Source organism: Streptomyces swartbergensis (assembly GCF_002148965.1).
Classification (GTDB): domain Bacteria; phylum Actinomycetota; class Actinomycetes; order Streptomycetales; family Streptomycetaceae; genus Streptomyces; species Streptomyces swartbergensis.
This window is the reverse complement of the sequence record NZ_NGFN01000099.1, coordinates 23,387-36,758: the sequence shown is the minus strand read 5'-3', so window position 1 is coordinate 36,758 and position 13,372 is coordinate 23,387. Positions and strand designations below refer to the sequence as shown.

Sequence of the window (13,372 nt, the reverse complement as noted above, 5' to 3'; positions counted from 1 at the left end):
CTTCCTGTGGTGGTGCACGTAGGGGGCGTTAGCCGCGGGCAATCGTGCCTCCCCCAAGCTCTTCGAGCAGGGGGCACCCCCAGGGCGGCACCCGTCCCGAAGAAGCGGCACCTCGTCGCGCCGAGCTGCGCAACGCCCTGGCCTCAGCGACTACGCCGAGCACCCCGCAGGACCCCGCAGCACCCAGGACCATCCCGACCTACCCCAGCATCCCCCGCAACGCATCCCGCAGCGCCACCCTCTCCCCCTCGGAAAGCCCGGCCAACGGCTCCCGCGCGAACCGCAGCGACTCCCGCAGACTCCGGGCCACCCGCCGCCCCTCACTCGTCGCCGCCGCCACCTTCACCCGCCGGTCCGCAGGATCCGGCCGCCGCTCCACCAGCCCCCGCGCCTCCAGCCGGTCCACGATCCCCGTGACGTTCGACGGCTCGCACTTCAATCGCTGGGCAAGTCTCCGCATCGGCAGCGGCTCAAGGCACAGCAGACTCAGCAGCCGCGCCTGCGCCCCGGTCAGCGCATGCTCCGCCGCGGCCTCCTCGTAGTCCTGATGGAACCGCGCCACGACCTCCCCGATGAGCTCGACGACCTCAAGGGTCAGCGGGTCGGGGCGGTGGCTGTTCTGGGGAGCGGATGTGGTGGAGGCCATGAAATCGAGGGTACCCGGTTATTTGACAACCTGAAATTTTCAGGAGCATGGTGTTTCAGGTACTGAAGCATTCGCTCGAGCCAACCGATCAAAGGAAAGGCGCATCATGACCGACACGTCCGCCCTCCCCGCCGTCAGCCGCGAGTGGCACCTGGTCAGCCGCCCCGTCGGCTGGCCGAAGCCCGAGGACTTCGCCTTCGTCGAGGCGGAGGTTCCGCAGCCGGGTGAGGGGCAGGTCCTCGTGCGGAACAAGTACCTCTCCGTGGACCCGTACATGCGCGGCCGTATGAGCGACGCGAAGTCCTACGTCGCCCCGTTCGAGCTCGGCAAGGTCATGCAGGGCGGTGCCGTCGGCGAGGTCGTGGCCTCCAACGCGGAGGGGCTGGCCGTGGGTGACCACGTGCTGCACTTCCTCGGGTGGCGCGAGTACGCAGCCGTGGCCGCGAAGAACGCCGTCAAGGTGGACCCGGACGCCGCGCCGCTGTCGACGTACCTCGGTGTGCTGGGCATGACCGGCCTCACCGCCTACGCGGGGCTGCTGCGCACCGCCGCCTTCAAGGAGGGCGACACCGTCTTCGTGTCCGGTGCCGCGGGCGCCGTGGGCGGCCAGGTCGGGCAGATCGCCAAGCTGAAGGGCGCCTCGCGTGTCATCGGGTCCGCCGGGTCGGCGGAGAAGGTGAAGCTGCTCGTCGACGAGTACGGCTTCGACGCCGCCTTCAACTACAAGGACGGCCCCGTGAGCAAGCAGCTGCGGGCCGCGGCCCCCGACGGGATCGACGTCTACTTCGACAATGTCGGTGGCGATCACCTGGAGGCCGCCATCGGGTCCCTCAACGAGGGCGGGCGGATCGCCGTCTGCGGCATGATCTCCGTGTACAACAACACCGAGCCCGCCCCGGGCCCGAGGAACCTCGCCCGCCTGATCCAGACCCGCGGCCGTATCGAGGGCTTCCTGGTCGGGGACCACTACGACCTCCAGCCGGAGTTCGTGCGCGAGGTCGCCCCCTGGGTCGCCTCCGGTGAGCTGAAGTACCGGGAGACCGTCGTCGAGGGCATCGAGAACAACCTGGAGGCGTTCCTGGGCGTGCTGCGCGGCGACAACACCGGGAAGATGATCGTCAAGCTCTGACGCCTTCTGTCGACTTCCGGAATGCGGTAAGTTTTTTCCGAATCCGCTCGGCCCGGGCGCGAGCCGCGGCGGACGACAGAAGGAACACCACCGCATGCCCATCCAGCAGTCCGACGTCCTGTACACCGCCGTCGCCACCGCCGAGGGCGGGCGCGACGGTCGGGTCGCCACCGACGACGGCAAGCTCGAGGTCGTCGTCAACCCGCCGAAGGAGCTGGGCGGCAGCGGCGCCGGGACCAACCCGGAGCAGCTGTTCGCCGCCGGCTACAGCGCCTGCTTCCAGGGCGCCCTCGGTGTCGTCGCCCGTCAGGAGGGGGCCGACCTCACCGGGGCGACGGTCACCGCGAAGGTCGGCCTCGGGAAGAACGGGGACGGGTTCGGGATCATCGTCGAGATTTCCGCCGACATACCGAAGGTGGACCGGGGGACCGCGCGGGCGCTCGTCGAGAAGGCCCATGAAGTGTGTCCCTACTCGAAGGCGACCCGCGGGAACATCACCGTGACGCTGGTCTGACCGCCGTCGTTGCGTACGCGGAGGCCGCACCCTTGGACGTGGGGTGCGGCCTTCGCCCACGCCTACAGTGCGAGCGCCGCCGTGTGGATCGCCTGCGCGAGGCGGTCGTTCTCCGGGGCCGCGCCGCCCGGGAAGGCGAAACGGCGGCGCGTGTAGCCGTACGCGAGGCCGCTCCACGGGTCCGCGAAGGCCTGTGAGCCGCTCGCGCCGCTGTGCCCGATCGTCCCGGCACCGAGGAACGGGTGCGCCATGTCGGCCGTGATCTGGAAGCCGAGTCCGAACGACCGGTGGGCGCGTGACACCAGGTCGTAGCCGACCGAGTGGAACTGGCCGAACTCCGCCACCGTGTCCGGCTTCAGCAGCGGTGCCTGCCCGCCCACCTCGCTGATCGCCGCCGCGTACATCCCGGCCAGGCCCCGCGCGGACGCCACCCCGCCCACCGACGCCGGGCCCTTGGCGCGGATCAGCGGCATGTTGGGCAGCGAGGCGAGGTCGGTCGGCTCCGTGGCGTTGCGGTTGAAGGCGATCGAGGCGAGCGTGTGCGGACCCGTGGGCGTGGCGTCGAGGAGGGCCTGCTGGTCCGGCGTCGGCGCCATCGGCTGGGTGGTGCGGAAGCGGGACTCCTGGGGCGCGGGCAGGCCCAGGTGGAAGTCCAGGGCGTACGGGGTGCGGATCCGCTCCTGGTAGACCTCCTGGAGCGTGCGGCCCGTGGCACGGCGTACGACCTCGCCGGCCAGCGCCCCGCTGACCATCGCGTGATAGCCGAACGCCGTGCCGGGGCGCCAGAACGGCCGCTGGTCGGCGAGGCGTTCGGCGAGCTGGCGGTCGTCGGCCAGCTCCGCGAGGGTGAAGCCGCTGTCCGTGCCGACCACGCCCGCCCGGTGCGCGAGCAGATCGCGCAGAGTCAGGGCGCCCTTGCCCTCGGCCGCGAACTCCGGCCAGTAGTACGTCACCTTGCGGTCCAGTTCGAGCGTGCCGTCCTGGACGAGGAGGGCCACGACCAGGTAGGCGGCGCCCTTGGTGGACGAGAACACGCCGTAGAGGGCGTCCGCGTCGGTCCCCGCCCACAGGTCGACCACCTTGCGGCCGTGGACGTAGGCGCACAGCTGGCCCTCGTAGTCGGGGCGCTCCCCGGCCACGAACGAGGCGAACTCCTCGCGCACCCCCTCGAAGCCGTCGGCTACGGTGCCGTGGATCTCCTGCGTCATCCGTTCTCCTCAACTGAACCGCTGTGTGCCACTGTGAACAATGCCCTTGCCACCTGCGGGAATTCCCCCTTGGGGTGGTCCCGGAAGAGTGGTTCGGTGCCGAACAGGACCGTCCGGCCGCCGCTGACCACGGAAGCCTGTCCGGCTGCCCCCGTGGGGCCGCCGGTGCCGTCCCGGAGCGGGCGCCAGTGCCCGGAGACGAGCGGATTCCCGGTCGCGTACGACTGCTCCACCCGTACGCGGGGGCCGAGGTCGGTGAACCACAGCGGAGCGTAGACGAAGGCGTGCGCGGGAGCGCCGTGCGTGACGCGGCCGGTGTTCTCCGTTCGTACGACGCCGTTCGCGTCCGTGTTGCCCTCGACCGGCTTGACGGCCAGCCGGTCCGCCGCCGCGTTCAGGGCCGCTCCCCTCGCGCCCCGGCCGACCAGGCCGTGGTCGTCGAGGAAGGCGTCCAGGGCCCTGCGCGCGGGGGCGGTCAGGGCGGCGTGGTCCAGGCCGGCGGACACGAACAGCACGTCCGTGGCGGACCAGTCGAAGCCCGCGTTCAGGACGGCCGTCGAGACCGGCGTGACGTCGAAGTCCATCTCCCGCAGGGCGAACAGCTCACCGGGCGTGACGGCGGCGGCGACCCGGAGGCGGTGCAGGGGCGCGCCGCCGGTGAGCCGCGTCGCCGTGAAGGAGACGTCGTGCGCGCGGGCGGCCGCGGCCGCCTCGAGGCGGGCCGACGCCGGGACGATCACGCTGCCGTCCGTCCCCTGGCGTACCCGCACTCCCTGCCGGAGGAGGGAGTTGAGGGCCGCGATCTCGCGCGGGTCGGTCAGGCGCAGGCGGAGGTCGCCATGAGCGGGCACATGGGCGACCGGTGCGGCCTCGGTGACCGGGCGCAGCGGCGCGTCCCGCAGGCCGCCCGACGGCACCTGCTCGACCGTGGCGCCCCACAGGCGGCCCAGGCTCCAGCCCGAGATGTCGTACATCACCGACACCTTGCCGCTGATGTCCCGGCCGTCGGCCAGCAGCACGTTCGCCATGCCGCGCTTGGGCTGGTGCATGTCGACGACGTACGAGCCCTTGGGGTACGTCCGTCCGGCCAGCCGGAAGGCGTGTGTGGCGCGGGTGACGCGGACGTCGTTGGCGAGGAGGTGGTCGACGAGGCGGGCCGCCGCCGGGGCCGAGCGCTGGGTGCGGGAGGCGCCGGGCGGGATGACGTAGGCGCGCGGGAAGGTGGTCGTGTAGACGTCCTCCGGGCCGATGCCGGGGACGCCGGGGACCGTCTGCGGTGACACCGGTACCTGCGGGGCGCCGGCCGCTCCGCGGCGGAAGACCTCGATCTGGTCGGCGATGAGCGAGCTGCGGTGCTCGCGGACGTGGTTCAGGGTCGCGCGGATCGCCGCGCCCGCCACGGCCGTGTTGACCGCGGCGCGGCGGCGCAGCTCCGCGACGGGGAGTTCGTCGTACTCCTCGTTGTTCACCGCCAGCGGGATCTCCACCGTGTGCGCGGCGACCGTGCCGTGGAAGGCCGCGTACTGCGGGGTGAAGATCGGCGGCCAGTCGTCCCAGCCCTCCTCCTGGTCGCGGAACGGGATCTGGGCCGGTTTCACGCCGTCCTTCGCGGCTGTGTAGCCGAGGGCGTTGACGGCGGACTCCATGCCGAGGGCGTTGGCGTAGCTGTTCTTCAGGAACAGGTCGTACTCGTAGTTCTCGCCGTGCGGGGGCGTGGTGGGCTCGATGAGGGTGCCGTTGACGTAGCCGTGCAGGTCGAGCAGGACGGCCGGCTGCTTGTCCAGCTCGATCTGCCGCATTGCGCGCGTCTCGGGCTGCGAGGCGGTGACGAAGTCGCGGTTCAGGTCGAAGCCGTTCGCGTTGGCACGGGTGCCCGCGATACGGCCGTCCGGATTGGCCGTGATGTTGAAGTACAGGCGGCTGCGCGCGAGCAGGTCGCGGGTCCTGGCGTCCTTCGCCGTCGCGAGCTGCTCGACGAGCTTCAGGGAGGCGTCCGTGCCCTCCCACTCGTTGCCGTGGATGTTGCTGTTGACGAAGACCGGGGTCTTGTAAGCGCGCTTGATCTCAGGGGACTTGGCGGCCATCGCGGGCGCGTTCTCGATCAGCTCGCGCATGCGCTCCTGGGCGCGGGCCTGGCGCGTGGTCTCCGGGGCGGTGACGGTGACGAGGTAGAGGCGGTGGCCGCCGGCCGAGCGGCCGGTCACCTCCACGCTCACCCGGTCGCCCAGGCGTTGCAGGGCGTTCAGCTTCGGGGCGATCGCATGGTACGGAGTCAGGCCCAGCTTCAGGGACTTGTCGCCGGGGTTCCGCGGGTCGGGGGAGAGGATCTGGCGGCGCGGGTAGCCGCGGACGGGCGCTGCGGTGGAGGCCCCGGCGGGTGTCTCGGCGGCCAGTGCGCGCCGGGCCGCGCTCGCGGGAGCCTGTGCCGCGCGGTCGTCCACGGCGGCGCCCTCGCGGGTGACGGGCTTCGGGTCCGCGCCGGCGGCGTCGGGGCCGAGCAGCAGTGAACCCGCCGTGGCGAGCGTGAGGGTGACGATCAGTACAGGTCTCGCAGGAACGGTTCTCGTGGTGCGCACGCGTACCTCCAACGGGGGTTCCTGAGATCGGTACGGCGAGGTGTACCGGTTCGACTCAACGGCAACAAGGCCGCCTTGGTGTCACCGCTGACCCGGATGGCCCTCCCGGGTGACCTGTGACATCGGTGTGACCGGAGCGCGTCAAGGGCGCGACACCAGCACCGATAGGGTTTTCACATGCGCGATCTCGGGGTTGGTTTCCGGTACCTGCTGAGGGGCCAGCGGTGGGTGGCCCGGCACGGCAAGAGTTACGGCTTCGGGCTGCTCCCGGGCCTGATCACCCTCGTCCTGTACGCGGCGGCGCTCGTGGCGCTGGCGCTGTGGGGCGAGGACGCCGTCACCTGGGCGACTCCGTTCGCCGACGACTGGGCCGGCCCGTGGCTCGGGCTCTTCCGCGGCTTCCTGACCGCCGTGCTGTTCGCCCTCGCCCTGCTCCTCTCCGTCGTGACGTTCACCGCGGTGACGCTGCTGGTCGGGCAGCCCTTCTACGAGAACCTCTCCGAGAAGGTCGACCGGGACGTGTCCCCGGACGGCCACGCCCCCGAGTCGGGCCTGCCGCTCTGGCGCGAGCTGTGGATCTCCGCCCGCGACAGCCTCCGGATCGTCGTACGGGCCGCCCTGTGGGGCGTGCTGCTGTTCGCGTGCGGTTTCATCCCCGTCGTCGGCCAGACGGCCGTACCGGTGATCGGGTTCTTCGTCACCGGGTTCTTCCTCACCGAGGAACTGACCGCCGTCGCCCTCCAGCGCCGCAGCGTCGAACTGCGCACCCGCCTGGGCCTGCTCCGCTCCCGCAAGACCCTGGTCTGGGGCTTCGGCACGCCGCTGGCCGTGGCCTTCCTGGTCCCGTTCGTCGCCGTGTTCCTGATGCCGGGCGCGGTCGCCGGCGCCACCCTCATGGCGCGGGAACTGCTGGGCGAGGAGACCCGAGAGGGCGGGGCGGACGGCGCGGAGGGCGACGAGGCCGTCACGACTCTTCCGCAGCCACCCTCAGGATCGTCCTCACCTGGGCGATGATGTCCAGCCGGTTCCGCACGAACTCCGGGTCGGTGACCTCGGTGGTGTTCCCGGCGCCGAACTGGAGCACGGGCGTGTGCACATGCCCGCCCGGCAGGACGTCGCGCAGCCCCAGCCGGTCCCGCAGCAGCGTCGCCCGGTAGGCGATCTCGTTGGAGAGGTAGTCACCGCCGCCGCCCGCGCGAGCGGTCGAGCCGGGAGTCGGGCCCTGCGGGCGTACGACGGGCTCGGTGCCGCCCGCCGGGATCTCGGTGACACCGGTGTTGTCGTACACCGGGAAACGGCCGGTGTCCGCGGCGACGATCGCCCGGTACGGCAGCGTGGTCGTCGTCCACTGCGGCTGCGAGGCCGGGTCGGTGACGGGGACGGTCTCCGTGCGGCCGATGTTGTCGTTGTCCGCGAAGCCGCCCCGCCAGGCCCCGTTGGTCCGCTCCACGTCGAACCGCCCGACCCGGCCCTGGCTCACGGTGGTGAACAGGTCGACCTTCGGCAGGTACGGCCGCAGCGTGCGCTCCACCGTCCCCTCCGTGAAGTCCCGCCAGCGCACCGGGAACACGGCCGTCTCGATCCGGGCCGGGCCGTCCGCCGTCTCGATCACCGTGCCGTCGAGGGCGAGCGCGGTGGCGCCGGACGGGTTGGAGATACGGATGTCCCGGTCCAGGGTGAACGGGTCGAAGCCGGTGACCAGGATCCGCTTCAGACCCTTGCCGTGGGGGTAGCGGAGGGCCGTCTGGCCGCGCGAGGTGCGCTCCAGCTCGTCCAGCAGCGCGGCCCGCTGGCCGTCCGTCAGATCGAACTCCGGCTTCCAAGCGCGCACTTCACGCGTCATGCCGAGTCGCGCCCAGTACAGCGGCCGGTCGTCGTCCCGGCTGAGGTCCCCGCCCGCCGGACCACGCCCCTGCGCCCGGTCGACGGCCCGCCGCCACACCTGCGCACCCTCGTGCGCGACGACCCGGCGTGCCTGCGCGTAGGAGCGGGCCTCGTCGAGCGCCCGGGCCAGCCGCGGGGCCACGGTGTCGAATCCGGAACGGCGCAGGATCTCCCGCGGGACGGCTCTGTCGAGCCGCTGCTCCTCGACGGTGGGGGAGGGGGCCGCCTCGGCGGGGCTCGCGGCCGTCGGGACGGTGAAGCCGGTCAGCAGGGCGAGACCGAGGACGCCGAGGCGAAGGCGTAGGGAATTCAAGGGAGTTCAGGCCCTTCCGTCGTGAGCGTGCGGGACGTGTCGCAGTATCACGTGAGGGAAGTGACGTACGCCATGGCGCATGACCCACGGCTCGCGTGGGACCCGCACCCGCACGGTGCGTCCGGCGGCCGGGCGTGGGGAGGGGGCGCGACGATGCCGGATCTTGTGGGGTTCCTGGGGGTGGTCCTGCTCGCCTACCTCGTGCCCGGCCCCGACTTCCTGGTGATCGTACGGGCCGCGGCCCGGCGTCCCGCGCTGGGCAGGGCAGCCGCCTACGGCGCCCAGACGGGACTGTGCGTGCACATGTGCGCCGCGGCCCTGGGTCTTTCGGTGATCGCCGCCCGGTCGGCCCAGGCCTTCACCGCGATCAGGCTGGCGGGCGCCGCCTACTTGGTCTGTCTGGGCGTGAAAGCCCTGCTGGAGGCCCGCAAGGACACCGGCCGCCGGCGCCCGCCGGCCGTAGGGGAGGAGCCGTCGCCCGACGGCACGTCCGGCACCGGCGGTGAGACGGTCACGTCCACCGGCCGCCGGGACAGCTTCGTGCAAGGGTTCCTCACCAACGTCCTCAACCCCAAGGCGGCCCTGTTCTTCCTCAGCGTCCTGCCCCAGTTCGTGGACGGAGGGGGCCTGCTGACCGAGCAGATCTTCCTGCTCGGGGTGCTCGACATCGTGATCGGCGTCGGCTACTGGCTCGCCCTGGTGCGCGTCGCGGCCCGCCTGCGGGGCGTGCTGGGCCGTCCGGCCTGGCGTCGCCGTTGGGAACGGATCACCGGCTGCCTCTTCATCGCGGTCGGGGCCGGGGTGGCGGTGGCCGAGTGACACCCCCTAGGCGTCAGCCTCGCCCAGCAGCGTCAGGAAGTCCCGGAACGCCGACGCCATGTCCACCGACTCCGGGTCCAGCAGCCACTGGTACTGGAGGCCGTCCAGGATCGCCACGAGGAGGGGCGCGGCGCGCTCGGGGGTGAGGCCGCTCGGCAGGCGCTCGCCGTACTCGGCGCGCAGCACCTCGGCCATGGCGGCACGGACCCCGGTGTAGCGCTCCGTGAAGTACGCGCGCGCGGGGTGGCCCTCCGTGACGCTCTCGCCGAGCAGCGCCGAGAAGGTCTGGATGATGGCGGGCCGCATCGCGTTGTACTCGACGAGCGAGGCCAGCAGGTCCAGCCGCAGCCGGCCGGCGGGCATCGCGTCCCAGCGGTCGCGCTCCTGGAGCACCGCGACCAGCAGCGCCTCCTTGGTCGGGAAGTGATGCAGCAGCCCCTGCTGGGTCAGCCCGACCCGCTCGGCGACCGCGGCCAGGCTCGCTCCCCGGTAGCCGCGCTCGGCGATCACCTCCAGAGCGGCCCGCACGATCTCCGCGCGCCGTGCCCCGCTCCTCGTCCTGGCCGTCATGGCGTCACCGTACGACATGCCGGAACCGCCAATGTGACGAGAAGATAACGAAACCTACCGCATTACAGGCACCCCGTGCACGATGGTGACGTCCAGCGGCTTTCGACGTGGAGGTGCCGACGTGGCGGAGACAGCAGAGGTACGGCGCGAGGCGGCGGTCGAGGCCGCCCTCGGCAAGCTCGACCTGGACGCCAAGACGCGGCTGCTGGCCGGCCAGGACATGTGGAGCCTGCCCGCCCTGCCGGAAGCCGGACTGGCCTCCCTGGTCATGTCCGACGGCCCGATCGGCGTGCGCGGGGTGCACTGGAGCGCCGACGACCCGTCCGTCGCCCTGCCCTCGCCGACCGCCCTCGCCGCCACCTGGGACCCGGGGCTCGCCCACCGGGCCGGCGTGCTGCTGGCCCAGGAGGCCCGCCGCAAGGGCGTCCACGTCTTGCTCGCCCCCACGGTCAACCTGCACCGCTCCCCGCTCGGCGGCCGCCACTTCGAGGCCTACAGCGAGGACCCGTACCTCACGGGGCGGATCGGCACCGAGTACGTCCGGGGCGTCCAGTCCGGCGGCGTCGGCACCACCGTCAAGCACTTCGTCGCCAACGACGCCGAGACCGACCGCCTCACGGTGAACAACCTCGTCGGCGAACGCGCCCTGCGCGAGCTCTACCTGGCCCCCTTCGAGGCGATCGTCGAGAACGCCCACCCCTGGGGCATCATGACCGCCTACAACACGGTCAACGGCACGACGATGACCGAGCATCACTACCTGGTCAACGAGGTCCTGCGCGGCGAGTGGGGCTTCGACGGGATCAACGTCTCCGACTGGACCGCCGCCCGCTCCACCACCGGCGCCCTCGCCGGCGGCCTCGACATCGCCATGCCCGGCCCCCGGACCGTCTACGGCGAGGCCCTCGCACAGGCCGTACGGGAGGACGAGGCCGACGAGGCTCAGGTCGACGAGGCGGTCCGCCGGGTCCTGCGCCTGGCCGCCCGGGTCGGCATCCTGGAGGGCGCCGAACCGGAAGTCACCGACCTGCCCGAGCCCGTCCACGGCGAGGCGCTCGCCCGCGAGATCGCCCGCCGCTCCTTCGTCCTCGTCCGCAACGAGAACGGCGCCCTGCCGCTGAAGCCCGGCAGGATCGCGCTGATCGGCGCCGCCGCCCGCGACGCCCGCGTCCTCGGCGGCGGCTCCGCCACCGTCTTCCCCGCCCGGACCGTCTCCCCGCTCGCCGGCCTCACCGCCGCCCTCCCCGACGGCAGCCTCACCTACACCCTCGGCGCCGACCCGAACACCGAACTCCCTGTCGCCGGCCAGGGCTTCGACCTGCGCGCCGTCTGCCGCGACAGCGAGGGCACCGTCATCGGTACCCGCTCGGCCGCCGGCGGCCACATCCAGTGGATGGGCGACGACCTCCCGGACGGCGTCACCCACGACACCCTCGCGACCGTCGAGCTGACGGGCACCTTCACCCCGCGCGAGACCGGCACGCACACCTTCGGCATCAAGGGCCTCGGCCCCTTCCGGCTGACCGTCGCGGGCACCACGTACTTCGACGACGTCCAGCGCCCCGCCGAGGACGGCGACCCCTTTGCGGCGTTCTTCGGCTCCCCGGTGCCCCACGCCCGGGTCGAACTGACCACGGGCGAACCGGTCGAGATCTCCCTGACCTACACCGTCCCGCCGCCCAGCGACCACCCCATGCGGACCATCGGCTTCACCCTCGCCCACCAGGACCCGCAGCGCGACCCCGACGAGCTGATCGCCGAGGCCGCCGCGGCCGCCCGGGCCGCCGACACGGCCGTCGTCGTGGTCGCCACCACCGACCGCGTCGAGTCGGAGGGCTTCGACCGCACGGACCTGCGCCTCCCCGGCCGCCAGGACGACCTGGTCCACGCCGTCGCCGCCGCCAACCCCGACACCGTCGTGGTCGTCAACGCCGGCTCCCCGGTCGAGATGCCGTGGCGCGACGACGTCGCCGCCGTGCTCCTCACCTGGTTCCCCGGCCAGGAGGGCGGCGCCGCTCTCGCGGACGTGCTCACCGGCGCCCACGAGCCCGGCGGCCGCCTGCCCACCACCTGGGGCTCCCTCACCGACGCCCCGGTCACCCAGGTCGTCCCGGAGGGCGGCGAACTCCCCTACGACGAGGGCGTCTTCATCGGCTACCGCGCCTGGGAGAAGCAGGGCCGCACCCCCGCCTACCCCTTCGGCCACGGCCTCGGCTACACCGACTGGACCTACGAGTCGGTCGAGGTCGAAGGCGCCGCCGACGCGACCACCGCCAAGGTCCGCCTCCGCAACACCGGCGACCGCCCCGGCCACGAGGTCGTCCAGCTCTACCTCGCCCCGAGCGAGCCCGACCCCACCCGCCCGGCCCGCTGGCTGGCCGGCTTCGCGGGCGTGGACGCCGCACCCGGCGAAAGCGCCGAAGCGACCGTCGAACTGCCGCGCCGGGCCTTCGAGGTCTGGGACGAGACGACCATGTCGTGGGCGGTTGTGAAGGGNGCTCTACCTCGCCCCGAGCGAGCCCGACCCCACCCGCCCGGCCCGCTGGCTGGCCGGCTTCGCGGGCGTGGACGCCGCACYCGGCGAAAGCRCCGAAGCGACCGTCGAACTGCCGCGCCGGGCCTTCGAGGTCTGGGACGAGACGACCATGTCGTGGTCGTTTGTGAAGGGTTCGTACGAGATCCAGGTGGGGCGCTCGATCACGGACCGCAGGATCACCGCGACGATTAACGTCTKATCCGGGACGAGTTCCCCACCGAGCAGCCCCGGTCCGGGACCTGACCCCTGGACCGGGGCTCGTGGGACCGCACGGGTCAGGGCCGCTCCGCCGTGACGGTCCGGTACGCGATCTCCGCCAGCCGGGCCTGTCCGTTCACGCTCGGGTGGAAGTAGTCCCAGCGGCTCAACTGGGCGGTGCCGAAGCGGTAGTCGTACACCGCGTCCCCGTCGTAGCGGCACCGTTCGTCCTTGGCGCAGACCTCCTTCAGGACCTTGTTGTAGTCCTCCACCCGCTTCTGCACCGTGTTCCGCCGCAGGGTCGCCGCCGAGTCCAGGGCGTCCGCGTCACCCAGCATCGACGGGCAGATGCCCAGCTGCCAGATCTGCTTGCCCATCGGGCTGGTGCGGCCCTCGGACCACAGCCGCTTCAGGTTCGGCACGCTCGCCACGAACACCTGGGCCTTGGGCAGGGCCTTGCGCAGGGAGCGCAGGGAGTCCTCGAAGTCGGCGCGGAACTCGGTGACCGGGGTCATCGCCGAGGGGGTGGCCCGGCAGGCGTCGTTCGCCCCGACCATCACCGTCACCAGCTGCGGCTTGCGTCGCACCGCCTGGGCGATCTGACCGGGCAGGTCCGCCATCCGCGCCCCGGTCACGGCGTAGTTCCAGCTCCGCTCCGCGGCCCCGGCCCGCCCCAGCAGCCGTACGGCGAGGGAGTCCACCTCGGGGCTCGCACCGGTCGCCCAGGACGCCTCCGGACAGTCCGACAGCACGTCACAGGCGTCGAAACCCCGCGTGATGGAGTCGCCCACGGCCGCGACGGAACGCGGGCTGCGGTCCCACAGGGGCGTGGGCTTGGGGGACGGCTTGGCCGTACCGGACGGGGCTGGGGAGTCGCCCCCGACGGCGTCACATCCGGCGACACCCAGGGCAGCCGCCACGGCCAGGGCAAGAGCGAGCCTTGAGCGGTGGCTTCGCTTCCGCATCCGTGGTCCTTCCC

Annotated in this window: 10 protein-coding genes and 2 pseudogenes; 6 read left to right on the top strand and 6 right to left on the bottom strand. The window is 72.4% G+C overall.

What is annotated here, in order from left to right; all coding sequences use genetic code 11:
* Window positions 1–199: 199 nt before the first annotated feature.
* Window positions 200–646 (bottom strand): MarR family winged helix-turn-helix transcriptional regulator, encoded by a 447-nt coding sequence (locus tag CA983_RS17720; protein ID WP_086601872.1) that lies wholly within the window; start codon window positions 644–646, stop codon window positions 200–202.
* A 106-nt stretch (window positions 647–752) separates the two neighbouring features.
* On the opposite strand from CA983_RS17720, the gene CA983_RS17715 reads away from it, so the two are divergent.
* A complete protein-coding gene (locus tag CA983_RS17715; RefSeq protein WP_086601871.1) occupies window positions 753–1,775 on the top strand; it encodes an NADP-dependent oxidoreductase in 1,023 nt (340 codons plus the stop codon).
* A 94-nt stretch (window positions 1,776–1,869) separates the two neighbouring features.
* Entirely contained in the window at window positions 1,870–2,289 is a 420-nt protein-coding gene (locus tag CA983_RS17710) for an organic hydroperoxide resistance protein (RefSeq protein WP_086601870.1), read from the top strand.
* Window positions 2,290–2,351: 62 nt separating this feature from the next.
* On the opposite strand, the gene CA983_RS17705 is transcribed toward CA983_RS17710, so the two are convergent.
* Together CA983_RS17705 and CA983_RS17700 are read right to left on the bottom strand one after the other, a co-directional pair.
* Window positions 2,352–3,497, bottom strand: a complete 1,146-nt coding sequence (locus tag CA983_RS17705) for a serine hydrolase domain-containing protein (protein WP_086601869.1) — start codon at window positions 3,495–3,497, stop codon at window positions 2,352–2,354.
* On the bottom strand, window positions 3,494–6,073 hold the full coding sequence (locus tag CA983_RS17700) for a M14 family zinc carboxypeptidase (protein WP_086601875.1): 2,580 nt from the start codon (window positions 6,071–6,073) through the stop codon (window positions 3,494–3,496). The genes CA983_RS17705 and CA983_RS17700 overlap by 4 nt, the downstream gene beginning before the upstream one ends.
* A 177-nt stretch (window positions 6,074–6,250) precedes the next feature.
* On the opposite strand from CA983_RS17700, the gene CA983_RS17695 reads away from it, so the two are divergent.
* Complete coding sequence (locus CA983_RS17695) at window positions 6,251–7,087, top strand: EI24 domain-containing protein (protein WP_086601868.1); 837 nt, start codon at window positions 6,251–6,253, stop codon at window positions 7,085–7,087.
* On the opposite strand, the gene CA983_RS17690 is transcribed toward CA983_RS17695, so the two are convergent.
* On the bottom strand, window positions 7,038–8,270 hold the full coding sequence (locus CA983_RS17690) for a pyroglutamyl-peptidase I (RefSeq protein WP_086601867.1): 1,233 nt from the start codon (window positions 8,268–8,270) through the stop codon (window positions 7,038–7,040). The genes CA983_RS17695 and CA983_RS17690 overlap by 50 nt on opposite strands.
* A gap of 153 nt (window positions 8,271–8,423) precedes the next feature.
* On the opposite strand from CA983_RS17690, the gene CA983_RS17685 reads away from it, so the two are divergent.
* Entirely contained in the window at window positions 8,424–9,089 is a 666-nt protein-coding gene (locus CA983_RS17685; RefSeq protein WP_086601866.1) for a LysE family translocator, read from the top strand.
* A gap of 6 nt (window positions 9,090–9,095) precedes the next feature.
* Here CA983_RS17685 and CA983_RS17680 read toward each other — a convergent pair whose 3' ends face one another.
* Window positions 9,096–9,677: a TetR/AcrR family transcriptional regulator gene (locus CA983_RS17680; protein ID WP_086601865.1), complete on the bottom strand. Its 582-nt coding sequence runs from the start codon at window positions 9,675–9,677 to the stop codon at window positions 9,096–9,098.
* A gap of 64 nt (window positions 9,678–9,741) precedes the next feature.
* Here CA983_RS17680 and CA983_RS17675 point away from each other — a divergent pair.
* Together CA983_RS17675 and CA983_RS49805 are read left to right on the top strand one after the other, a co-directional pair.
* Window positions 9,742–12,153 (top strand): annotated as a pseudogene (locus tag CA983_RS17675) (beta-glucosidase H); the annotation flags it as partial.
* Window positions 12,154–12,157: 4 nt separating this feature from the next.
* A pseudogene (locus CA983_RS49805) lies at window positions 12,158–12,391 on the top strand (fibronectin type III-like domain-contianing protein); the annotation flags it as partial.
* Between the two features lie 79 nt (window positions 12,392–12,470).
* Here CA983_RS49805 and CA983_RS17665 read toward each other — a convergent pair.
* On the bottom strand, window positions 12,471–13,358 hold the full coding sequence (locus CA983_RS17665; protein ID WP_086601863.1) for an SGNH/GDSL hydrolase family protein: 888 nt from the start codon (window positions 13,356–13,358) through the stop codon (window positions 12,471–12,473).
* Between the last annotated feature and the right edge of the window lie 14 nt (window positions 13,359–13,372).